Origin of the sequence: Planctomyces sp. SH-PL14 (assembly GCF_001610835.1) — a bacterium.
Lineage (GTDB): Bacteria > Planctomycetota > Planctomycetia > Planctomycetales > Planctomycetaceae > Planctomyces_A.
The window spans coordinates 7,441,311-7,463,107 of sequence record NZ_CP011270.1 but is presented as its reverse complement, the minus strand read 5'-3'; the positions used below and the strand labels follow the sequence as shown (position 1 = coordinate 7,463,107).

The window sequence follows — 21,797 nt, the reverse complement described above, 5'->3', positions numbered from 1 at the left end:
GCACCGCCTCGGCCAGGATCACGGTCGAAAGAGGTCAGCGGGTCTTCTTCACCGGGACCCCGATCTCGACCACAGCCGTCTTGTCCTCAAAGTTCCAGGTCGTCGTGTAGGGACTGAACAGCGAGGCTCCTTCCGGAAGGGCGGAGTCCGCCTGGGCTACGCCGTCGAAACCGGAGATCAGGACGACATGCGGGCCGGCGATCACCCCCCGGCCGGACTTCGTCCGGAAGAATCCGTCGTGGATGTCTGCCACGGCCCCCGGCCCGCTGTTCCCCTTGGAGTGGTCCGGAGTAAACCGGATCAGCCCGCGCGGGACCTGCTGCCCGGCATAGGTCACGTGACCTTGAATGTCATGCCTGGGGGGCCCGGACTCGCTCCACCCGCAACCGGAAAGACCGAGCGCGAGGCCGCCGCACAGGGCCAGCCTCGGCATCCATCGCCGCTGGACGAAAATCCTCACTGGAAGAGTCCTCCCAGCGGAGCCTTGTCGTTCCGTGCGCCGAGCTGCTGGCTGATCTCCAGGCTCATGTTCTCGCTCAGGAACTGCACCGAGCCATCGCACAGGACAAAGAACGCACCGCCCGTGTGACTGCTCCCGAAACACCCCGACGAGTCATTGCCGTTGACGCCGGTGTTCATCGGGAAGCGGACGCCGGTCGAGACCGACGGGAAACCGGTGGTGTTGATCGTGAAGGCAGAGGAGGCCCAGCCTTCGTTGTAGCGGGGATCGGAGTCCGACCAGTTCTGGTAGGGCGATTCCCCGACGAGAAGGACGTTCGAGACCCCGTCCGCGATGTCGCGGAACGTGATGGCCGAGTTGTAGTAGAGGACGCCATTGTTGAAGAAGAAGCGGGAGGTCGGCCGGGAGCTCGACGAGCACCAGGGGACGCCGCCCCCTCCCTCAACGCCACGGTAGCTCGTCAGCGGCTGCTGCGGAAAGAAGTCGTCCGAGGGACACCGGTACTTGGAGAGCGGGATCTGCCACTGGGCGTTGTTCGCCGCGGAGCCCTGGCGGTTGGTGCTGTAGCAGGTGAAGTTCTGCTCGAACACGAACTTGTTGTAGCGGTTCGATTCGTCGAGCTGGGGAAGAATCAGCACCGTCCAGGGAGCCCGCATCGGATCGGTCCCGGTCCAGGCGCAGGTCCCGCCCGGCGTGGTGATAGGACCGGTCGACGTTCCCGCTCCGCCGAGGGGAAAGCTGCCGAAGGCCTCCGCGTAGTTGTGCAGGGCGAGGCCGATCTGCTTGAGGTTGTTGCTGCACTGCGAGCGCCGCGCCGCCTCGCGGGCCTGCTGAACGGCCGGAAGAAGGATCGCGACCAGTACGGCAATGATGGCGATGACGACCAGCAGCTCAATAAGGGTGAATCCCCGAGAGCCGGGCCGCGAACCACAAGGGGACAGTAGACTTCTCACCAGAATCTCCGGGGGCGGGGACGAACAGGAAGGCGATCGATCTCGATCGCTTTCCGAGGCGCGAGGATCTCGCGCCGGATTCGCTGCCGCGGCTTCGCGGGTGAAGGGCCCTCCGGCCTGCGTCCCGCGACCGCTTCAACAGCGAATCGCACCCCGAATGAATGCGCTCCCCGGTGAGATTTGGGACGGCGCGGCGGGGATTTACAGAGACTTCACAATCGCCCCCGCCGGCGGGGGCGGACTACGGAGCGTTGCCCGCCGAAAACCCCTTCCAGAACTCTTTGGCTGGCAAGCGGTTCACATACTCCAGCGACTTGATCTTCCGGAGGGCCGCCGCATCGCGCTCGGTCCGCACATTTGCGCGAAGTTCACGAACCGATGTCGCCGCGAGAGGCTCGAAATCGGCAATGGGGCAGTCCGTGCAGTCGAGCGTCTTCAGCTTCGACATCCTGCGGACCGGCCCCAGGTCCGTAACAGGCGTTCCGATGATCTTGAGCGTGTGGAGCGGAGCCCCGGTCAGCCCGGAAAGTGTTTCCAGGCTGGTGTACGACCCATCGAGGAACTCCAGGCTGTCGAGGCGGACGGGAGACAGGTCCCGGAGACCGGGATTGTTGCGGCAGTGAAGCTCTTTCAGGGTGAGCCCCGAAATCGGCGAGAGGTCGGTCAGAATCCCGAGACCGGGAGCGGAGCCGCGACATCGCAGGACCGTCAGGTCCTTCAGAACTCCGATCGGGCGGAGGTCGGAGACCGTTTCCGCATCGACCGTGATGCGGATCACTCCGTACTGCTCGACCCAGCCGCTCCCCTGAAGCCAGTCGAACTTCGGGTTCAGGCGTCCCAGCATCCGTAGAACGGAGTTGAGCTGAAGCTGCGGCGGCTGTGCCGCAACGGCGCGACGCCAGTCGTCGTCCATGACCTCGATCGCGGCGACGGCGTTCGGCGGGTCCGCTGTGGTGAGTTCCGTCGCTTGGGCAACGGGAGCGGTTGGCGGCGGTTCGTCGTTGCCGACTTTGCCCGGCGCGGGAGCCGAACCGGCGGAGGGGACGGAGCCTCGCGTAGAGACGAACATCGCAAGGAAACCGGCGGCCACGAGGAAACCGGCCGCCGGGACAAGCCATCGCTGCGGGCGGTGTTCGCGGATCGCGAGGAGCCCTCCGTTCGGGGCTGCAACGCCCGAGGCGCCGGGCGAAGGAGGAGCGAGGGCGGCGAGTTCCAGCTCGACGGCGTGCGCCGACTCCGGGCGATCGGCTGGGCTCGCGGCAAGCAGCCGGTCGATCAGCGCCGCGAGTCGTTTCGGAACAGCGGAGTTCAGCGAGCGAACGGGAGTCGGCGTCGGATCCCAGCCGGTCCACAGCCGGCTCCGTCCGGGGAACGGCAGCTTGCCGGTGCACAGCTCGTACAGCACACAGCCGAGTGCAAAGAGATCCGCCCGGGCATCGACGATCTCGCCGCGGGCCTGCTCCGGCGCCGCGTAGGCGGGCGTTCCGGCGGCCCCCGCTTCGACCAGATGGCCGGACTCGTGAGCCAGTCCGAAGTCGAGGAGCTTCACCCGGCCGAGAGGAATCGCAGATGGGGATGAGGACGGAGACGAAGGCGGAGAGACGAGCGGCGACGGGTGGGTTCCCGAGGAGCGGTTCGACGCTCCCTGCGGAGACTCCAGCCACAGGTTGGCCGGCTTGACGTCCCGGTGGACCATCCCCGCGTCGTGGACGAAGGCGAGCCCCGCCGCGATCTGCCGACCGGCCTGCACGATCCACTCGACCGACGGGCAGGGGGCAGTCGCCATCCAGTCCCGCAGGCTCTGTCCCTGCAGAAGCTCCATCGCCAGATAGGAGATGGAGCCAGCGGCGGTCGGCTCCTCGCCGACGAAATAAATCGTCACGATGTTGTCGTGCCGGACCGCCGCCAGGGCCCGGGCTTCGCTCAGGAACCGGGCTCGGGCTTCCGCGTCGGCGCTGTCCCGGATGACTTTCACCGCCACGAACCGGTGGAGCGCCGTGTCTTCGGCCCGGTACACGACCCCCATCCCGCCCGTACCCAGCAGCTCGATGGGGCGATAGGGGCCGAGCCGCGCCGGGACTTCGATCTTCGCGCGAGGCGGGCTCGGGCTTCCGGCCCGTGACGAGCGGTCGATCCGGACGACACGGGCGACCACGTCCGCCAGCTCGCGGTCCGTGGGGGGGCAGGGGAGGTCGTCCCGACGGAAGCCGGAGGCGATGCTCGAGCCGAGTGAGATCGCGTCGGCGACCGCCGCGCAGCTCGAACAGACAGCCATATGCCGGGCGACACGGTCGGCGGCGTCCGCCGTCCCCCGTCCCAGCAGAATGGCCCGGATCTGGTCGGGCGGGAAGCAGGCGTTCCCCGGCGGTCGTTCAGTCGGCGATAAGATCTCCGAACTCCTCTTGGATGCGGCTGACGATTCGGGCCTTGGCGGTGTAGACGGACCACAGGTTGATCCGCAGCTCGGCAGCGACCTGCGACGCGGGCTTGCCTTCGACGGCGTGCTTCCAGAAGGCCCGCCAGACGTCGGGGGGGTAGTCGGGCTCGATGATGGAAGCGATCTGGGCGATCAGGTGCCGACGGAAATCGTTCTCCCAGAACGGCTCGTCGTCCTGCCCTTCGAACTGCTCGAGCGAGTCCGCGGGGACGACGACCGGTTTGCGGCGGCGGGCCCATTCGCGGCACTTGTTGCGGGTGATGGCCCAGAGCCACCCGCGGAAGCTGCGGGCTCCCTCATGATGGAACTGGGGGAGCTTCTGCATGAGGGTGACGAACACGTCCTGGACGATGTCCGCCGCGTCGTCATGCCGGAGGCCCTGGCCGCGGACCCAGGAGTAGATGCCCATGGAATAGAGGCGCACGAACCGATTCCATGCCTCGGGTTCGTCGGACGCGCGCAAGCGATGCAGCAATGTCAGCGACGTTGTTTGCATGCTTCCATCAGAACCCTCGTGAGGCGTCCGTTGTCTGGAACGGCAACCGGCACTCACGGGTCGGATGCTACCAGAACGTCTCAACCGGGGCATCGGGGTTCGGGCCGCCGAGTCGCATCCGGAGGGCTGATTAACACATGTTTCACAAAGGCAGCGGCACATCCGTTCTTGTGGTCACGTTGCTTGCTGGAGGCAATGGATGACGCACCTGCCGGCGCGGCGTCCATAGCTCAAACCCAACGTTCCACGGCAGCCGGGGTCAAGGGGGCCATGCCCCCTTGCCGCCGGAGGCACTTCCCTGAGGAACCGTGGGACACAACGGACGTCCGCTTTGTGGAACCAGCTATGACGACTCCCTCAAACCACACCGCTGGCTTTGCAATCCCCGCGGGTTAGGTGATGGGGCATCCGGCACGGTGTCCGCGCTTGGACACGCCCTCCTTCAGACATCCCTCGACGGCCAGGCCTCCGGCGGGCAAGAGGCATTCTGCCCCCTGCACCCCCTGACCAGGGTGCCCCTGGACCCTCGTGGGCCAGCGACACGGGATGGCATATTGCACACCCGTCGGCCCGGCACCGAGGTGTCCGTCGCGAGACTTGAAACGCGGAGCCGTTCTACCGGTCGTCCGTCAGCGACAACGGCGGCCTGAAGCGGTACCTGTGGAGCCGGACCCTGCCGGGGGACGATCCGCAGTTCGCGGGCGGGTTCGGAATCTACGACGCCCCTGAACCGTGGGAACCGTGGACAACAGTGTTCCATCCGGACCGCTGGGACACGGGACCGGGGGAGGCGATGTCGATCCCGACGAAGTGGATCAGTCCTGATGGCCTGACGATCCACCTCGTGTTCTCGGGGGAGGACTGTTTCTCGATCCGGCGGGGCGAGTTCGTCGCGGGCCCGTAGGTCGGTCGGAACACGGCTGGAACCAGGCGGCCAGGGCGACGTGCCGAATGGTCCTGATGTTCCCGAAACGCAACGGGGATCCTCAGGGGGGCGTACGAAAAAAACTCCGCCACGCGGCTGGAGCGGGCACACTTGTGTGTACCTCCAAGCAGCGGGCAGAACCATGATCGATGACAACCACGAAGCCATTGCCGCGGGCCATCTCGTCAGCGCCCTGGTCAACATGACGCGCGCCCGGCGCAGCCTCCGGCGTTCGCGGACGCTCACTCAGAGCGTCGTTCGCGAGCTCATCGAGGTCGAGAAGGCCCTCGAAAACCTTCTCGACCAGTTGCGGGTCGTGGACGAACCGCAGCTCTTCGATCACGTCGGGTAGCCGTCCGGGCCGGACTCACGATCGAAGCGGATCCGCCTCCGCGCGGACCGGCTCGAACAGGTTCCAGCGGACGCCTCCCGGCAGCACCGCCTCCGAGGCGAACTCCAGGTGGACGATCCGGCGATGCTGGTCGGTCCCCTCGCGAGACCGGCCGCTGGAATGGACGAGCAGCGGCCGCATCGCCAGGACGTCTCCCGCGCCGCACAGGATCGTCTCGGCGCGGAACGCTCCCGGGTCGACCGTCTTGCCGCTGACGTGGGAGCCGGTCAGGACTTCGAGCGGGCCGTTGTCGACCGTCACGGCATCGAGATGAATCCGGAGCGTCAGCATCGCCTCCAGCACCTCGACGGGCGGCTCCGTGTGCCAGACACCCGCGCGAAGCCGCGGCGTCGAATAGCCCGTCGGAACCGAATCGACCGGCTCGACCGTGATGAGCAGGTCCTTGTGCCAGGGGAGGGCCCAGCTCTGGTTGGGAGGCTTGTCAAAGAACAGGCCCCGCACCAGTCCCGCCCGCGGTCCAAGCACCGACAGGACAGACTCCACAAGCGGCGGCGCCCGCCAGGCGTCACGGATCCAGGGAGCGATCTCGATGATGTTGCGGGCGGCATAAACGCCCCCCTCCCGTTCGCGAATGCCCCGCGAAGGATCTCCTGAGAAGCTCTCGCCAAGACGCCCCGCCCACGCTGCCATCGCGTCCGCGGAGAAGCATCCGGGCAGAAGCGTCCATCCCGTTGTCTTCACATCATCCACGGCCTTCAACGTGGCTCTCCCGCGATTTCGAGGAACAGCTTCTCGACCGACTCAGGAACTTCTCGCCGAAACGGCCGGTTGACGGCTTGCCACGCCGCTTCAATCGGATCTCCTCCCAGCGGACAGAGAATCAGGAGAGCCCGGTAGCCAGCATCCGTCCGCGGCCATCGCTTCACAATTCGAACCATCGGAGGCGTCAGAGCGGAACTCGGCGGACGGGGCGACGTTGTCTGCCAGGCGGTCAGAGCCCGTCGCAGTTCACTTCGGGCGGCGTACTCGTCGTCCTCGGTCGGTTCCCGCCAGCGGTCATTGGCCGGACTGTTCTGCCGTGTCCCGCGAATCGCAACCGCGGGAGGCCAGTCCGCAATCACGGCCCACGCCGCAACGGCGAGGAAGGGGAGGAGCAATACCGGCCCCCAGCGGAGTCGACTCGTCGCCGCGATCACGATGAAGGTTCCTTCCGTTCGAGTGACTGCTCTCGAATCCCAAATCCGAGTTTTATGAGCGCCGACGCGCTCTTCAAAGCGCATTCAAGCAACTCACTCCGCGGCGGACTCGGAGAGTTGTTGCAGCAGCAGGAACGTGAGTGGGCGCGAGCGGAGATGAGGGCGGATCGTCGCCAGTGGCCGATGTGGGTTCGATTTGGGCTGTGGAAAGTGTCTGCAAGGCAAAGTGTCTGCAAGGGGATCGGGAATCCGATCCAAGTCGCCAGCCGGAATGACCGACCGGTCCGGCCGGAGGACTTCAGCAAGGCTGCCGCCGATCCAGACCGAATTCCAAATCAGCATGCCCTCGCCAGCGTCACGCCTGGTTGTCTGATCGGCCGGGGGTTGGACCTTTCGGTCGGTCGACAAATCTGCGCAACCAGAGTTCGACCATCGTGGCCCAGAAGATTGGATTCACGGCAATCAACCCGATGGCCACGAAGAAGTTGACATGAGGCTTGAAGAGGTAGAGGACGATACCCAGCGGAAGGTTGAGGAAGACCACAATCGCAGTGCGGACGTACCGCGGGAACAGCAGGTCGAACCAGTTGCTGAAGTTGAGAACAGACATGACGGCGACGACATTCAGGGCGATCAGGGCCAACCACCGCCACATGGGAATGCCTCGCTGCGACAGCCCGGGGGCTTCATGAGCCCCGTCAAACACGACCGGGACGCCGATTGATCAACGACCAATGGTCCCCTCGGCGACAACTCGGGCGAACGCCATCTCGCCCGGATCCGTTGCTCAGGGCAGGTTAATCCGCTCGGGGCAAGCGGGCCACTTTGGGAGCGTGGCCCGGCCGCTCTCGAAACTTCAAAACTCCGTCCGGACCTGTGCCCGGAAAAGCCCGTTTTCACGCATTCTGCGACGTCATGTGGGGACCGAATTCGTCGCCCCACAGCCAGTCTCTGCGACGTGTCGCGATTCGATCCAGGTCACCAGCCGCGACGATCTCCAGGTCCGGCAGAAGGACTTCCGCAAGGCGGCTGGCGATGCAGGTCATTCTGCACATCCGCCGTTGCCCGAAAGCGGCGGAACGGAGACGACGGCCGATGAACGGCAGCGTGATCCGCGCAAGAAAAAACCAAGGGAACCAGCGATTCCCTTGGTCAAGCGAGCTCAAACGAGTGGACGTTACAGGACTCGAACCTGTGACCCCTTCCGTGTGAAGGAAGTGCGCTAACCAGCTGCGCTAAACGTCCGGGAAGGGGTGTTTTACCGGCCCTCGACGGGACCGGCAAGCGCTACGAGAACTTCCAGTCGTACCGCATCAGTTCGGCGACGAGGAACAGGCAGCCGGTGATGAGGGCCGCGGCGGAGACGAACAGCAGGCTCACGTAGACGTCCGGAGCGGCGGGTTCTTTGGCCATGGGATCGACCTGTCGCAGTCACGCGTGTTGAAGGAAGAAGGAGAAATCCCGGAGATCGCGGGACGGCGGCTTACAGTTCCGTGGTGGCGTTGTCGCCCTTTTCGACGATCCCGTTGACCGCCTTGTCGATCACCCGGCCGACCGCCCAGTCCGGTCCGATGTCGACGATCTGGATCCGTCCCAGCCAGTCCGCCGAACGGGTCCCCACACCGCTGCCGACGAGGTCCATCTTGTGGCCGACCGCCAGACCTTCGTCGCTGCCGAGGGAGATCTCGACGAACTCAGGCCGGTTCGTCTTGTCCCGCTTCACGTCGGTCACGAGTCCCGTGACCTTCGGGGGGGGCTCCTGGGCCCGGCGGATCGAGTCACGGTCGAAGGAGAGCCCCTTGGAGGCCAGGAAGGTCCGGATGTCGCCGTATTCGGTCAGCGTCGAGTTGAAGCGGTCCTTGAGTTCCTTGAGCTCGATGTCCCGGGCGAAGAGGGTGTCGCGGAACTTGCGGTTCTCCGAGGTCACGGCGTTGAGCTGTTCGCGGAGCTTGTCGTTCTCGATCCGGCGGAGTGCCGTTTCGTCCTGACGGGCGCCCGCTTCCGCGGTCTTCGATTCCGCGACCCCCAGGAACTGGCGGGTCTTGGTCTGCAGGTCGTTGTTCTGCTGCGTGAGGGTCGCGATCTGCTGGGTCATGTTCCCCAGGTTCGCTTCCGCCGCGACGGCCCGGTTCGTGAGAGCGTCCTTCTCTTCCTGGTGCGTCTTGGCGGCCGTGTCCTTCTCGGCCTGGAGGGCGGCGTTCTTCTTGTTCTCGGCGTCGACCTGGGTCTGCGCCTGGGTGTGTTTCTCCTTCCACGTCTTGTGAACGGCAAACACACCGCCGGCGAGCGCCATGAAGAGGAAACTCAACACGAGGTTGAGCACCACCAGCATCTTTCCGACAAAGGACATGGATCTCGCTCCGGACAGACGGATGAACCCTTCCGTTGGATCGGACGGAAGGGGACGCGTTCGTCACTCACTCAGGCTTGGGGTTGTACAACTGTTCGTTCCGCTCGCGGGCCCGGGACAGGAGGCCGTCGACCTGGACGATCTGGTCGATCAGCTGCTGGCGGATCGTGGTGAGCAGGAACTGGTCGCCGCGGGTCTGGCGGAGCTGGGCCTCGAGCCGCAGCACGTCGCGGTAGCGCGTCGCAATCTCGTCTTCGATCTTCTTGACCTCATCGGTCTTCTGGACCACCTGCTTGGTGGCCGCCTCGATCTCCTTGGCGGTCTTGTCCAGGTGCTCCCGCAGGTACTTGGAGTACCCCAGGAGAGACGCGTCATCCGGAGCGGTGGAGGCCTTGACCTGCGCCAGCTTCTCTTCGAGCTGGGGCTTCCGTTCATTGAGGCGGGTCAGCTTCTCGGCATCCCGCCGGTTCTGGTCTTCGACACAGGCGATGAGGACCTTCGCCAGGACCTTGTTCTGGCCGCCGTTGACCGGTTCGTCGCGGACGGTGACCGCCTGCCAGACCGGATTCGCCGAGTCCCCCCCGAGCGTGATCTTGTAGTTCACGAGCGCGGGGATCTGGTCTTCCCAGTTCGGACCGCCAACCGTGGTGGTGATCGCGAAGCCCAGGAACGTCAGGCTGGCCATCGCGACGAACACGACAAGAATCTTGGCAATTTTCGTCATGCTGCCGGACACCAGGAGCCTGGGACAAAATCTCCAACATCATACGGCCCCCTCGACAACGTGGTCAACGACCTTGTGAACCGATGTCCACAGACCGTGCCCCCATCGCAGACGGGACCGTCTCGCTACAGATCGGATGATCTTGCCCGCGGGCAAAACGGGTGTCAGCCAGCATTCGCGCATTCGGCCCGCTTTTGTGACAAGCCTTGCGGGTTATGCGGACGCCCCGCATTCCGCCGCCTCCGGCGCTCCCCGAACGGTTCTCACAGGCGGGGGGCGGCCCCGGCGGCCGTTCTGACGAGGAACAGCACATTCGACGTCCAGACCGCCGTTCACGGCACTCCGGGATCGAACCTGGATAGGACAAAGGCGGAGGCGAAGCGCGGTCCCCGGGCGTGACGAGGCGAGCGCCACCTACCCCGAAGGGGTTACGCCCAACAGCCCAGGGTTGCCGCGGAGCGGCTACCCTGGGTCTTGAGGATGAGGTGGTTGAACCCCAACGGAGTTCCGCCAAATCGCCGCGTTTTGACGCAACCCCTTTGGGGTTGGTGGAACATGCGCTTCGGAACCCAGGGTAGCCCGCGTTGCGGGCAACCCTGGGCTGTATGACGAAACCCCTTCGGGGTAACGCGGACCTCACCGGCTGCCACCCGCCGACGCGCGGCAGCCGAGGTGTGGTCCTGTTCAGGCTTCGGCCGAAGGGAGACTGACCGGCAGGTTCCGCTCGGCGCTCAGCGCCACCGCCTCCGTGAATTCCATGTAGCGGAGCCCGGTGGCGAAGTCGGTGAATTTCACCTTCTCCTCGCCGCGGATGACCCCGATGAACTCCTCCTCGACCCGCCACCGGCCCATCGACTCGGGTGCGATATCGAGCAGGCGCTCGGCCGGATCCCCCTGGTGCCCGACCCAGACCTTCTCCCGCTCGCCGAAGTGAACCTTGATCGTTCCGCGGCTGCCGTACATGTGGATCTGCTTCCCCGGGCCGAAGAGCGTGATTCCGCTGAAATGGTAGATCCCGCGGGCCCCGCCGACGTGACGGGTCATGACCTGGAGGCTGTCCGGAACCGTCACCTGGACCTCCGTCCCGGCGTCGAGATCGGGACGCGTCGGTTCGAAGATGTGGGACTGGGCGAAGACCTGCTCGACCGGAGTGGTCCACCGCATGGCGGTCTCGTGCATAATGCCGAGCGTCAGGACGTTGAGGCCGCTCTTTCGCGCGTCCTGCCGCCAGTGGATCGGGCGGCTGAAGTCCCACTGCGTGTCGTCGGCCCCGATGACGACCAGTTCCCGCAGGTCCCCGAGGTAGCGTTCGTCGAGGAGGGTCTGGATCGCCGGCCCGCACTCGAGCCCGAACGGGCTGGGGACGATCTGGGCGGTGAGGTCAGGACGGGCCTTCGAGGCCTCGACCATCCGCCGGGCTTCGGCGGCGTTCGACGCCATCCGGGCCTCGGTCAGGACGTGTTTTCCCGCGGCCAGGGCGGCGCAGGTCACTTCACAGTGCATGTACGGCCAGGTGCCGATCATGACGGCGTCGACGTCCGGCGAATGGACGAGCGACTGCCAGTCCGGAAAAACCTTGGGAATCCCGAATTCGTGGGCGACCCGCGCGCCCGACTGCGGCGAGCGGTTCACGACGCCGACGACTTCCACACCCTCGATGCCCTGAAAATTCGGGATGTGCCGCAGTCGCGTATTCGCTCCCGCTCCGACAACCCCGATCCGCACGCGCTGCTTTGCCATTTAATCACTCCGGCAGTCCTGAATCCCCGGATTTTAAAGACCTGGCGAACGATTGCACGGGAGACCGCCTTTTCCCGGGTCAACCGACCGAGTCCCACGCTCTGCTTGCGGATTGCGTCAATCAGTCACTATGGATGGTTTCGGTGGACCGTTACCCTGCGGGAGCGGTCCCCGCGTGGGCCAAAGGGCCCCGAAAAGTGGTCCGGGGACTAGAGACGAGGGACTAGCGACCAGAGTAGTCCTCTCCCTAGACCCTCGTCCTCAGCCCCTCGTCCCTAGACCCTCGTCCCCCCCAGCCCTTTCCCCCTCCATGACCTCCGAACTCCACAACAGCCGTTTCCTCCGCGCCGTCCGGGGCGAGCCGACCGACACGGTCCCGGTCTGGATCATGCGGCAGGCGGGCCGGTACCTGCCGGAATACATGGCGGTTCGCAGCAAAGTCACGTTCATGGAGCTGTGCAAGACCCCGAGTCTGGCAGCCGAGGTGACGGTGACGGCCCAGCAGGTCCTGGGGGTCGACGCCGCGATTCTCTTCGCGGACCTCCTGCCGATCCTCCAGCCGATGGGGTTTGATCTCGAATACGCCAAGGGGGAAGGGCCGGTCATTCACAACCCGCTCACCTCGGCCGCCGAGGTCGACCGCGTCCGGCCGATCGAGGATTTTTCCGTATTTGAGTACGTCTACGAAGCGGTGCGGCTGATCCGTCGGGAGCTCGCACCGAACATCCCGCTGCTGGGATTCGCCGGGGCGCCGTTCACTCTCGCCTCCTACGCCATCGAGGGGGGGGGCTCCAAGAACTACATCCGCACCAAGACGTTGATGTGGACCGACCGCGGGGCGTGGGACGCGCTCCTCTCCCGGCTCGTGACGAGCGTCGTCGGCTACCTCCAGAAGCAGGTGGAAAACGGCTGCCAGGCGGTCCAGATCTTCGATAGCTGGGCCGGATGCCTCTCCCCGGCCGATTACCGGGAATTCGTCCTTCCGCACACGAAACGTCTCGTCGCCGAAGCCTCCCGCTTCGCCCCGGTCATCAACTTCCTGACCGGAAACCCGGCCCTGACGCCGCTTCAGAACGAGGCAGGGGGGCAGGTCCTGGGCGTCGACTGGCGGGTTCCCCTTCGCGAGGCCAAGTCGCTCGCGGGGGAAGGGCGGGCGGTCCAGGGAAACCTGGATCCGATCGTGCTTTACGCCGATCAGGGGACGATCCGCTCGCGGGCGGCCGCCGTCCTGGACGAAGGGGGCCGCCGCGGCCACATCTTCAACCTGGGCCACGGGGTCCTGCCGGACGTCCCGCACCAGAACGTCAAAGACCTCGTCAAAATGGTCCACGACCTCGGGATGGCAAGATAGGACGTTCGGAAGATTCCGGTAATCTTGCCTGGGTGTAACGATCTTCCCGATCCTGGGATTTTCCTAGGTCCCAACGCAAACTTCTCGCGAATTCGAAGTCCCTCGGAAATTCGGTGTTTGACAGGTTGAGAGGGCAGGTTTACCGTGCTAGCTGCCTGGAAAGCCCGTAGGAAAACGGGCCCTCAGCTGCGGCTGTCCTGGCACTGCTCACGGAGGCGTCATGCCCTTCTCGACATCGGATTCTGTGGCCACTTTCGTCAACACTGATGATCTCACCGCCCGTCTCGAGCGGGTCGTCCATGCTCGAACCGGCGGCCGGATCCGCGACCTGCGGATCGACCTCTTCGACGACCAGGTGGTCGTGGCGGGTGTCGTTCCGACGTACTACACGAAGCAACTCGTGACCCACGCCGTCCTTGAGGAAATCAAGGACCGTGAACTGAGCAACGTCGTTCACGTGGAATAGGCGTTGAGCGTCGGGCCATCCGGGTTGAGCTGAGCCGGCGTCGCAGAACGGGCGTTTCTGTCTGTTCCTGTCGTCGGTCGTTGTCCTCGGGGATCGCGCGGATTCCTCGGCTTCGGGATTGGGCTCCCGTTCCGTCTCCCGCACCGCTGGACCCCGTCGAAATCGACGGAATTCCCGTCATGACCGCTACACGCGGCAGACGATGAACAATCCGTTGAGACCGGCCGCGCCGCGTCTCCGGTTTCACGTCGCGCTGTTTGAGGGGGGAATCTCATGCGGCGAATCGGTTTGGTCCATCGGACCCTCTGTTCGTCCTCTCTCGCCATCCTCGCAGGGGCCTTCGCCGCTCCGAGCCTTATGGCGGGATGGCCGTTCACCGCGGAAGACGGCCTCCGCCGCGGCTCTCCGGAATGGTACGAGGCCCACGCCGACGATCCGGTCGGCCAGCGGCAGCGATACCTGTTCGGCAAGATGTGGCCCAATCGGCCGCGTCCGACCGGCCCCCATCAGGCGTGCGTACACAAGTATCACGCCGCCCACGACTGGCCGTATCCCTACGTCTGCAAGGACCGCGGGGACGCGCAGGCGGTCATGGACGCCCAGGTCGCCAACGGCTGGGTCGCCGCCACGACCCTGTACGACTACCACTTCGACCAGGCGACCCACGAGCTCAACCAGGCGGGTACGGCCCACCTGGCGTGGATCGTGTCGTACGTCCCGCCCGAGTTCCAGCAGGCCCACATCGCCGCCACGACGAATCCGGAGTACGACCGGGTCCGCATGACGAGTGTCCAGAAGGGGATCGCGTCGATCGGCGCCGGGCGGAACATTCCGATCGCCTCCCGCATGACGCACTCGGTCGGGCGTCCCGCGGCCGAAGTCCAGGCGATCCACGAAGCCCGTATCTCCAACGCCCTCCCGCCGGTCATCGGCTACCAGTCCGAAATCGGTGGAGGAGGTGGTGGCGGAGGGGGCGGGGGTGGAGGCGGCGGAGGGGGCGGCGGGCTGTAACGGCCAGCTGACCGCAACCGCAGCGAACCCGCCTTCCAGGCGTGCACCGAACCCTGACCGACCGTCAGGGTTCGTTCGTTTCCAGGCCACCTCGGATCGCCCCCGGACCGAAGGCGGATCGTCCGGGAGGGACGGGGGAAGGCCGTCCGCGGGGCGGGGGCCGGCAGACTTCGCCGGTCCCGGGCCTGTCTGGTCCGTCAAACTCTTCCCAGGCGGAACGATCCGCAAACTTCGTTCAACACAGCCCCGCCGTCGATCCGATCTCGAAACAGGCGTGTCGGCTGTACGGTCCGCGCGGCGGTCGCACGTTCCATCGGGACGGCCCGATCTCCGCGTCGGGCGCCGGTCAGGCCGCCGCGATCCATCCCAGAACAAGGAGGCTCCATGCCCGTGACGACCTGCCGCCACCGCTGGCTCCTTGTCGGCCTCCTGGGCTGCTGCGCCGCGGGATGCTCCTCGACGGGCAAGAAGACCGCTTCCTACGCCGACGAGGAGTCGGGTCTCAAGTCCCTCTTCCGCTCCAAGGTCGCGCAGGCCTCTTTTGAGGAAGAGGCAGAAACAATCCCCGCCAAGCCGAAGGATGAAGCGATGCTTCACCTGACGTTTGCCGAGTGGATGGAGGACGCCGGCGACGCGACCCGCGCCGCTCAGCACTACCGGGAGGTCGTGAAGGCGAAGCCGAAGAACGTCGCGGCGATCCTGGGGCTCGCCCGGATGGACATCCTGGCCGGCCGGATGGTCGAGGCCGAAGAGGGGCTTCACCGGGCCCAGCGGCTATCTGCCGACTCCGCGGACGTGGCCGCCACGTTCGGCCAGTTCTACGCGGCCAGACAGGACTACGAGAAGTCGATCGAGTCGTACACGAAGGCGGTCCAGGCGGAGCCGGGGAACTCCGACTACCGCCACCAGCTGGCGCTGGCGATGGTCCGCGGCGGACGGATCGAGGCGGCCATCCCGCACTTCGCGAGCACGGTCGGCGATGCCGCCGGGCACTACAACATCGCCCTGATCCTCAAGGAGCAGGGGGACCTCGTCGGGGCGGAGCGGCATCTCAAGATCGCGCTCAACAAACAGCCCAAGATGCAGGAGGCCCGTCACTGGCTCGCCGAGGTCCGGCGGGCTCAGGGACTCCCCAGCGAACCCGCCCGCCCTGACGCCCGTGAAGAACGAGGGAGCGGCGGCGGCGGCGGCGGCGGCGGCGAAGAACGGGGGGCCAAAGTCATGACCGCCTCGGCTCAGCTGATCGCTCCGGGGAAGCGCCCCGCGGAACCGATTCCGACGGAATCGCCGCGGCAGTTCCCGCTTTCCAACCGGCACGCGGAACAGCTTCAGAACCAGAAGTAACTGCCCGGCACTGCCGGGCGCGCCGCAGACGTCGAGCGGGGGGATCAGGGGGGCCTGACGCCCCCCGCTCGACGGCGGTGGTCAACGGCCGCGGCGGTTACCGCAAGGACCGCAGGAAGAACTCGACGAAGTTCCGCGACATGATCTTCTCGATGTCGTCCTTCGAGTAGCCCCGCTTGTCCAGGAGCTCGGCCATCCGGGCGACGTCCGCGATCGTGTCGAGGTCGCCGGGGGACTGCTCGCGGCCGTAGCCGCCGTCCAGGTCGGTCCCGATCCCGCTGTGGTTGGCGTTCCCGGCGAGCTGGCAGATGTGGTCGATGTGGTCGACGATCATCGACATCGTCACTTCCTCGGGAGGCGTGACGTACTTCTTGAACCCGGGCTTGATCATCCAGCTGTCGAAGGCCGCGCCGATCACCGCGCCGCGGGCGATCAGGGCCTTGATCTGGTCGTCGGCGAGCTGCCGGTCCCCCGGAACGAGGCTCCGGCAGTTGTGATGGCTCGCCAGGACCGGGCCGTGGTAGATGTCGAGTGCCTCCCAGAACGACTCGTCCGCGAGATGCGTCGCGTCGAGCAGCATGCCGACGCGGTCCATCTCCTTCAGGAGCTTACGGCCGTCCGCCGTCAGCCCCCCCTGGCTGCCGGTTCCGTGGCCGTATTCGTTGGGGCCGTAGTGCGTCGGGCCGACGATCCGCAGGCCCCACTCGAACCACTGCTCGACCTGTCCGGGGCACAGGATCGGCGACGCCCCTTCCATGCTGAGGAGGAAGCCGAGGGCCGGGTCGCCCGAGATGTCGTCCGGCTTCTTGGCGATGGCGGTCTTCCAGAGATCGTAGTGCGACTTCAGCGTCGCCCGGTCGGGGATCTCGCGAAGGATCCCTTTGCGGCACATGGCCCGGTAGTAGGCGAGCTGCCCGAGCGCGGCGGCGTGCCCCGACTCCCGCGACTGGTAGAACGTGAGGGCCTTGTCCTTGCGGTGCAGGCGGGGGAGGAGCGTGTAGACGCAGATGCCCAGCCGGCCGCGCCGCATCGCCGGGTACGAGACCGTGCAGTCGCCGGGGACGATGTCCGGGTAGTGCTTCTCGTGCTCGCGAATCGCGGTGCATTCGAGCTCGAGGTTCCGGTTCCATTCGACGGCGTTCCAGGCCATGTCGAGGTGGGCATCAAAGATCAGCATCGAGAGAGATCCAGGGCAGGGAAGAGCTGAGGAGGGAGACTGAGCGAGCGACCCGGATCGTAGAAACGCCACTGCCCCGCGCTAAGCGCATCGCCAGATTTTGATGCGTAAGCGATCAAAGAGGCGGACTGCTGTTGACCGCCGAGCGGAGCCCTTCTTGCCGTCCTCTACGCCCTCGTCTTGTCAGCGCCGAGCCGGCCGCCGTACTGCGACTCGTAGTAGTCGCGATAGGCGCCCGAGCGGACGCGGGCGATCCAATCGGCGTGGTTCTGGTACCAGGCGATCGTCTCGGCCAGTCCGTCCTCGAACCGGTACTGCGGAGTCCAGCCGAGCTCGCGCTTGGCCTTGGTGCAGTCGATGGCGTACCGCTGGTCGTGTCCCGGCCGGTCCTCGACATAGCGGATCAGGGACTCTGGCTTGCCAAGCGCCTTGAGAAGCCGCTTCGTCAGGTCGATGTTCCGCAGCTCGCTCTCGCCGCCGAAGTTGTAGACCTCTCCCGCCTGTCCCTGGCGGAGGGCCGCCTCGATGCCGCGACAGTGGTCGAGGACGTGAATCCAGTCGCGGACGTTCGTCCCCTGACCGTAGACGGGAAGCGACTGACCCTGCAGGGCGTTCGAGATAAAGAGCGGGATCAGCTTCTCGGGGAACTGGTACGGGCCGTAGTTGTTGGAGCAGCGGGTGATGATCGCGGGAAAGCCGAACGTGTGGACCGCCGCGCGGACGAGCATGTCGGCCGACGCCTTGGAGGCCGAATAGGGGCTGTTGGGGGCGAGCGGCGTCTCCTCCGTGAAGAAGCCCTCGTCGCCGAGGGAGCCGTAGACTTCGTCGGTCGAGACCTGGAGGTAGCGCGGGACGCGATGCCGTCGGCAGGCGTCGAGGAGGACCTGCGTCCCCATCACGTTCGTCGTGATGAAGGGGGTCGAGTCGAGGATGCTGCGGTCGACGTGGCTTTCGGCGGCGAAGTTGACAACCGCGTGGAACCGCCCCTCTGCGATGAGCTGGTCAACGGCAGCGGGGTCGGCGATGTCTCCGCGGACGAAGCGGTAGCGGGGGTCGTTCTCGATCTCCTTGAGGTTCTCGAGGTTGCCGGCGTAGGTGAGCTTATCGAGGTTGGTGATCCGGAGGCTGGAGTCGGTGCCGAGCATCCACCGGACGAAGTTCGCGCCGATGAAGCCGCAGCCGCCGGTGACCAGAATGGACTGCATGACTCGCCGCTCCTCGCTTGGATTCCCGTTCGTTCTTGTGGTCTGACGGGGCCGCCACGATATACGCCCCCCCAATGAGAATTCCATGAAGTGGGTCGAGGGCATTCGCTGGATGGCGGTCGCAATCGACGCCGCAACCGGGTCCAGGGGCACCCTGGTGGGGAGTGCAGAGGGGCAACGCCCCTTTGCCCGCCGGAGGCCTGGCCGTCGGAAGATGTCTGAAGGAGAGCGTGTCCAAGGGCGGAGAACGTGCTGTATGCCCCATCACCAACCCGCGGGGATTGCAAAGCGAGCCGTGTGGTTGGAGCGAGTCCTCAACGCCGGTACCACAAAGGGGACGTCCGTTGTGTACCACGGTTCCTCATGGAAGCGCCTCCGGCGGCAAGGGGTGACCCCCTTGACCCCGGCTGCCGTGGCACGTTGGGTTTGAGCAAGCATCGCCGCGGCGGCAAGGACGCGGGGCGAGCCATTCCGCCACCTCAGGCCAGCCGCATCAGTTCGCCGGCTTCCGGGAAGCCTTCCAGTTGTCGTCGACAAGCGGAGGAGCAGTCTCGCTCAAGTCGGTCGACGGGCGGGCGACGCGGGCGGTGGTCTGGGCTTCGGCCGGGACCGGCGCCACCCAGCGGGCTCCCGAATCGGCGGCCCCCGGCGTAGGCGCCCAGGTCGGCCGTGCAGCAGTTGCTGTCGGCACGGCGGCCGGCGGTACCGAAGGGGGCATCGCAGGGGCTGCGGGGATCGCCGGACTCGACGTGCGTGCCGAGGCCGGGAACGCCGCCGGGCGATCGACAGGCATCGCGGGCGGGCTCACAACTCCTGTGACTCCCGGAAAGGCCGCCGGCAGATCCACCGGCGAGGCCGACGAGGTCACAACGCCACTGATACCGGGAAAGGCGGCCGGCTCTTCAGCCGGCGCGGCGGCGGCCGCCATGAGCGCCTTCGAGAACGGGGCGGCGACTGGCGATGCACTCTCGGCAGGGGCCGACGAGGGGAACGCGGCCGCCTTCTCGACGCTACCGAGCGCGGGGGGAACCAGCGTGGCGGCCACGGTCGCCGAGTCCACACTCGTCAGTGCCGGAGCGGCCGGCGGAGTCGCGGCGAACGCGGCCGGGCCACTGCCCGCGGTGGAAGAGAAGGGATCGCTGGAGGCGGTCGAAGCTGGCGCCGCAGCCGTTGGCGGAGTCGCGCCGCCAAGCAGGAACGGGTCACTCGTGACGGCCGAAGCATCCGCCGTCTTAACGAGCTTTTCCGGCCCCTTCGCCACTTCATGGCTGACGGTGGCGATCGGCTCCTTCTTCGTTCGGGGGACGCTGATGGCGAGGCCGAGTCCGTACTTGGCCGACTGTTCGTAGTAGCCGACGGCGGTCGGCATCAGCTTGTCGAGCGATTTTCGGCGGGGGTCGGTGATCGGGTGGAGTTCGGCGAAGATCGGCAGTTCCTGCCGGTTCCACGACTCAAACTGCTCCCAGAACCGGACCGCCTCCTTCGGGTCGTATCCGGCCCGGGCCATCATCTGCACCGCAATCGCGTCCGCCTCGACGTTCTGGTCCTGGCTGAAGGGGAGCGGAGTCTGCTCCCCGCGGGGCAGCCCGTGGGCGAGCGAGAACAGGGTTTCCGGCGCGGTCCGCGCCGTCGCGGAACGCCGGAGAAGTCCGGATCCGGCCTGCTCCTGAGTCATGCGGCTCAATCGCTCGCCGCCGTGGTCAGCGATCGCATGCGCCATGGCGTGGGACATCGCCGTCGCCAGGCCCGCTTCGTTCCCGCAATACGTCAGGAGGCTGTCGTCAACGAGGACCCGCTCGCCGGGGAGACAGACCGCGTTTCCGCGGGTTCCAGAAACGAGCGTAAACTGCCACTGGCGATGCTGTTGCGACGACGCCTGGGCGAGCCGCTGGCCCACCCGTTCGACCATCGCCCGCTGGTCCGCGTTGGACGAAAGCTGCGTTCCGAGGATCGCCTGATCGAAAACCGTCTGGCTGAGCTGCGTCGGCTGCGACTCCGGGATGTGGACGGTCTGGTCCCGCTGGAAGACGGTACAGCCGGGAGTTCCTGCTCCCGCCCAGAGGAGGGCAATGGAGACCGATCGACGGACGCCGACGGGGAAGGCGCAGGACATGGGACAACCTGCAGAAGGAGAGGGGAAGGGGGGGGGGGAGGAGGGGAGGGCTGTGAACAGGCCGAGGAGACGACAGGAACCGTCGTCCGGAGGGGCCCGGAAGCTATCGCGCCTTCGATCTTGACAACAAGAGGAATGGCGCCGGTCGGTGAACGCCTGACGAGGATCCGTGGTGAGTTTCGGCAACAGTCGCGCCTTGCGGCCAAAGGCCGCCGGAGCCGGGGGGGCCGCGTCCGGTTCTCGACTGCGGGCGGGCCGCTATCCTGTCGCCACTCCTGTTCTTCTTTTCTGGCTCCGCAACGAGACCTCACGGCGATGACAATCTGGGACTGGTGCGCCTGGGGACTTCTCCTCTTATGGCTCCGCCGCTCCGCTCCGGCGTGGTTCGGGCTGCTGCGGCCGCAGCACCTCCGCTCCATCCCACCGCTCGATGCGCCGCAGCCCCCGCGGATCTCGATCATCGTTCCTGCCCGGGACGAAATCCTGGCGATCGAGGCCGCGCTGCGGTCGATGCTGGCCCTGGACTATCCCGACCTCGAAGTCGTCGCCATCAATGACCGTTCCACCGACGGGACCGGGGAGGTGATGGACCGGCTGGCGGCAGAGAACCCGCGGCTGACGGTCGTCCATGTCAGGGAGTTGCCGGCCGGGTGGCTGGGAAAGAACCACGCCATGCACCTGGGGGCTCAGGCGGCGAAGGGGGACTTTCTGCTCTTCACCGACGGGGACATCCTCTATGAAGGGTCCGTCCTCCGGCGGGCGATGCAGCTGGTCGAGGACCGCCGGCTCGATCACCTCGTCCTGCTGCCGCAGGTCCTGACCGAGACGTTCGGCGAGAAGCTGATCGTCAACTTCTTCAGCGTCATGCTGCTCATCGCCTCGGAGGCGGCTTTTGCCCGGTTCTCGCGGATGCGGGGGGCGTACCTCGGCGTCGGGGCCTTCAACCTCGTCCGGCGGACAACGTACGAGCAGTTCGAGGGACACGTGCCGCTCCGGATGGAAGTCGCCGACGACATGTGCCTGGGCAAGCTCATGAAGCACGCGGGAGGACGGCAGGACGTCTATTTGGCCAACGAGCTTCTGCGAGTGAAGTGGCAGCATGGCGGCCTGTGGGGGATCGTCCGCGGGCTGGAGAAGAACATGTTCGCGGCGATGCACTTCTCCGTTCCGCGGGCGCTCATCGGGTGCGCCGCGCTGAGCCTGATCATGATCGTCGTCCCGATGCTTGCGTTCTTTCCCTGGTCGCCCATGGGACTGCGGATCATCGCCCTCAGCAATCTCCTGCTGTTCGCCGTGTCGGCCTACCTCCACGGCTTTCCGGTGCTGGCCGGCATCCTCTACCCCGCGGGCGGGGTTGTGTTCATCGTCATCGTGCTCCGCTCGATGTGGGTCACGCTGCGAAACCGCGGCATCCGCTGGCGCGACACGTTCTATCCACTCGAAGAGCTGCGGGCCGGCAAGGTGTGACGGGAGAGACCCGCCGTCAGCAACCTCCGC

At 66.2% G+C, this 21,797-nt stretch carries 21 protein-coding genes and 1 tRNA gene; 6 read left to right on the top strand and 16 right to left on the bottom strand.

Annotation, left to right across the window (positions count from 1 at the left end; genetic code table 11):
* Positions 1 to 34 precede the first annotated feature (34 nt).
* The 4 genes from VT03_RS28760 to VT03_RS28745 all read right to left on the bottom strand — a co-directional run bounded on the left by VT03_RS28760 (position 35) and on the right by VT03_RS28745 (position 4,346).
* Positions 35 to 460: a hypothetical protein gene (locus tag VT03_RS28760; protein WP_156514826.1), complete on the bottom strand. Its 426-nt coding sequence runs from the start codon at positions 458 to 460 to the stop codon at positions 35 to 37.
* Complete coding sequence (locus tag VT03_RS28755) at positions 457 to 1,413, bottom strand: DUF1559 domain-containing protein (protein ID WP_231870544.1); 957 nt, start codon at positions 1,411 to 1,413, stop codon at positions 457 to 459. The genes VT03_RS28760 and VT03_RS28755 overlap by 4 nt, the downstream gene beginning before the upstream one ends.
* Positions 1,414 to 1,654: 241 nt before the next feature.
* Entirely contained in the window at positions 1,655 to 3,688 is a 2,034-nt protein-coding gene (locus VT03_RS28750) for a protein kinase domain-containing protein (protein WP_075096192.1), read from the bottom strand.
* Positions 3,689 to 3,785: 97 nt separating this feature from the next.
* Complete coding sequence (locus VT03_RS28745) at positions 3,786 to 4,346, bottom strand: RNA polymerase sigma factor (RefSeq protein WP_075096191.1); 561 nt, start codon at positions 4,344 to 4,346, stop codon at positions 3,786 to 3,788.
* Between the two features lie 1,067 nt (positions 4,347 to 5,413).
* Between VT03_RS28745 and VT03_RS28740 the strand changes: the two genes are divergently transcribed.
* Positions 5,414 to 5,623, top strand: coding sequence for a hypothetical protein (locus VT03_RS28740; RefSeq protein WP_075096190.1), 210 nt, complete (start codon positions 5,414 to 5,416; stop codon positions 5,621 to 5,623).
* 15 nt (positions 5,624 to 5,638) lie between these two features.
* Here the strand turns inward: VT03_RS28740 and VT03_RS28735 are convergent, their stop codons facing one another.
* The 9 genes from VT03_RS28735 to VT03_RS28705 form a co-directional block, all read right to left on the bottom strand.
* Positions 5,639 to 6,373 carry a phytanoyl-CoA dioxygenase family protein gene (locus tag VT03_RS28735; RefSeq protein ID WP_231870722.1) on the bottom strand — a complete coding sequence of 245 codons (735 nt, stop codon included), beginning with the start codon at positions 6,371 to 6,373 and terminating at the stop codon, positions 5,639 to 5,641.
* Positions 6,374 to 6,378: 5 nt separating this feature from the next.
* Entirely contained in the window at positions 6,379 to 6,819 is a 441-nt protein-coding gene (locus tag VT03_RS28730) for a hypothetical protein (RefSeq protein WP_156514825.1), read from the bottom strand.
* A gap of 355 nt (positions 6,820 to 7,174) precedes the next feature.
* Positions 7,175 to 7,474: a hypothetical protein gene (locus VT03_RS28725; protein ID WP_075096188.1), complete on the bottom strand. Its 300-nt coding sequence runs from the start codon at positions 7,472 to 7,474 to the stop codon at positions 7,175 to 7,177.
* A 241-nt stretch (positions 7,475 to 7,715) separates the two neighbouring features.
* Entirely contained in the window at positions 7,716 to 7,865 is a 150-nt protein-coding gene (locus tag VT03_RS33865; protein ID WP_156514824.1) for a hypothetical protein, read from the bottom strand.
* A gap of 125 nt (positions 7,866 to 7,990) precedes the next feature.
* Positions 7,991 to 8,064 (bottom strand) — tRNA-Val (locus VT03_RS28720).
* A gap of 42 nt (positions 8,065 to 8,106) precedes the next feature.
* Positions 8,107 to 8,232 carry a hypothetical protein gene (locus VT03_RS35035; protein WP_255378455.1) on the bottom strand — a complete coding sequence of 42 codons (126 nt, stop codon included), beginning with the start codon at positions 8,230 to 8,232 and terminating at the stop codon, positions 8,107 to 8,109.
* Between the two features lie 70 nt (positions 8,233 to 8,302).
* The gene (locus VT03_RS28715; protein WP_075096187.1) at positions 8,303 to 9,169 is read right to left on the bottom strand and encodes a hypothetical protein; all 867 of its coding nucleotides are present in this window, start codon (positions 9,167 to 9,169) and stop codon (positions 8,303 to 8,305) included.
* Between the two features lie 67 nt (positions 9,170 to 9,236).
* A complete protein-coding gene (locus tag VT03_RS28710) occupies positions 9,237 to 9,893 on the bottom strand; it encodes a hypothetical protein (protein WP_075096186.1) in 657 nt (218 codons plus the stop codon).
* A gap of 684 nt (positions 9,894 to 10,577) precedes the next feature.
* The gene (locus VT03_RS28705) at positions 10,578 to 11,633 is read right to left on the bottom strand and encodes a Gfo/Idh/MocA family protein (RefSeq protein ID WP_075096185.1); all 1,056 of its coding nucleotides are present in this window, start codon (positions 11,631 to 11,633) and stop codon (positions 10,578 to 10,580) included.
* A gap of 310 nt (positions 11,634 to 11,943) precedes the next feature.
* On the opposite strand from VT03_RS28705, the gene hemE reads away from it, so the two are divergent.
* The 4 genes from hemE to VT03_RS28685 all read left to right on the top strand — a co-directional run bounded on the left by hemE (position 11,944) and on the right by VT03_RS28685 (position 15,805).
* Positions 11,944 to 12,984 carry a uroporphyrinogen decarboxylase gene (hemE, locus tag VT03_RS28700; RefSeq protein ID WP_075096184.1) on the top strand — a complete coding sequence of 347 codons (1,041 nt, stop codon included), beginning with the start codon at positions 11,944 to 11,946 and terminating at the stop codon, positions 12,982 to 12,984.
* A 220-nt stretch (positions 12,985 to 13,204) separates the two neighbouring features.
* A complete protein-coding gene (locus tag VT03_RS28695) occupies positions 13,205 to 13,450 on the top strand; it encodes a hypothetical protein (protein WP_075096183.1) in 246 nt (81 codons plus the stop codon).
* A 273-nt stretch (positions 13,451 to 13,723) separates the two neighbouring features.
* Positions 13,724 to 14,461: a hypothetical protein gene (locus VT03_RS28690; protein ID WP_075096182.1), complete on the top strand. Its 738-nt coding sequence runs from the start codon at positions 13,724 to 13,726 to the stop codon at positions 14,459 to 14,461.
* A gap of 384 nt (positions 14,462 to 14,845) precedes the next feature.
* Positions 14,846 to 15,805: a tetratricopeptide repeat protein gene (locus VT03_RS28685; RefSeq protein WP_075096181.1), complete on the top strand. Its 960-nt coding sequence runs from the start codon at positions 14,846 to 14,848 to the stop codon at positions 15,803 to 15,805.
* A gap of 97 nt (positions 15,806 to 15,902) precedes the next feature.
* Here the strand turns inward: VT03_RS28685 and VT03_RS28680 are convergent, their stop codons facing one another.
* The 3 genes from VT03_RS28680 to VT03_RS28670 all read right to left on the bottom strand — a co-directional run bounded on the left by VT03_RS28680 (position 15,903) and on the right by VT03_RS28670 (position 20,300).
* Positions 15,903 to 16,982 carry a dipeptidase gene (locus tag VT03_RS28680; protein WP_075096180.1) on the bottom strand — a complete coding sequence of 360 codons (1,080 nt, stop codon included), beginning with the start codon at positions 16,980 to 16,982 and terminating at the stop codon, positions 15,903 to 15,905.
* A gap of 167 nt (positions 16,983 to 17,149) precedes the next feature.
* The gene (rfbB, locus tag VT03_RS28675) at positions 17,150 to 18,187 is read right to left on the bottom strand and encodes a dTDP-glucose 4,6-dehydratase (RefSeq protein ID WP_075096179.1); all 1,038 of its coding nucleotides are present in this window, start codon (positions 18,185 to 18,187) and stop codon (positions 17,150 to 17,152) included.
* Between the two features lie 493 nt (positions 18,188 to 18,680).
* A complete protein-coding gene (locus tag VT03_RS28670) occupies positions 18,681 to 20,300 on the bottom strand; it encodes a M48 family metallopeptidase (protein ID WP_075096178.1) in 1,620 nt (539 codons plus the stop codon).
* A gap of 315 nt (positions 20,301 to 20,615) precedes the next feature.
* On the opposite strand from VT03_RS28670, the gene VT03_RS32980 reads away from it, so the two are divergent.
* The gene (locus tag VT03_RS32980) at positions 20,616 to 21,767 is read left to right on the top strand and encodes a glycosyltransferase (RefSeq protein ID WP_197489114.1); all 1,152 of its coding nucleotides are present in this window, start codon (positions 20,616 to 20,618) and stop codon (positions 21,765 to 21,767) included.
* Positions 21,768 to 21,797 lie beyond the last annotated feature (30 nt).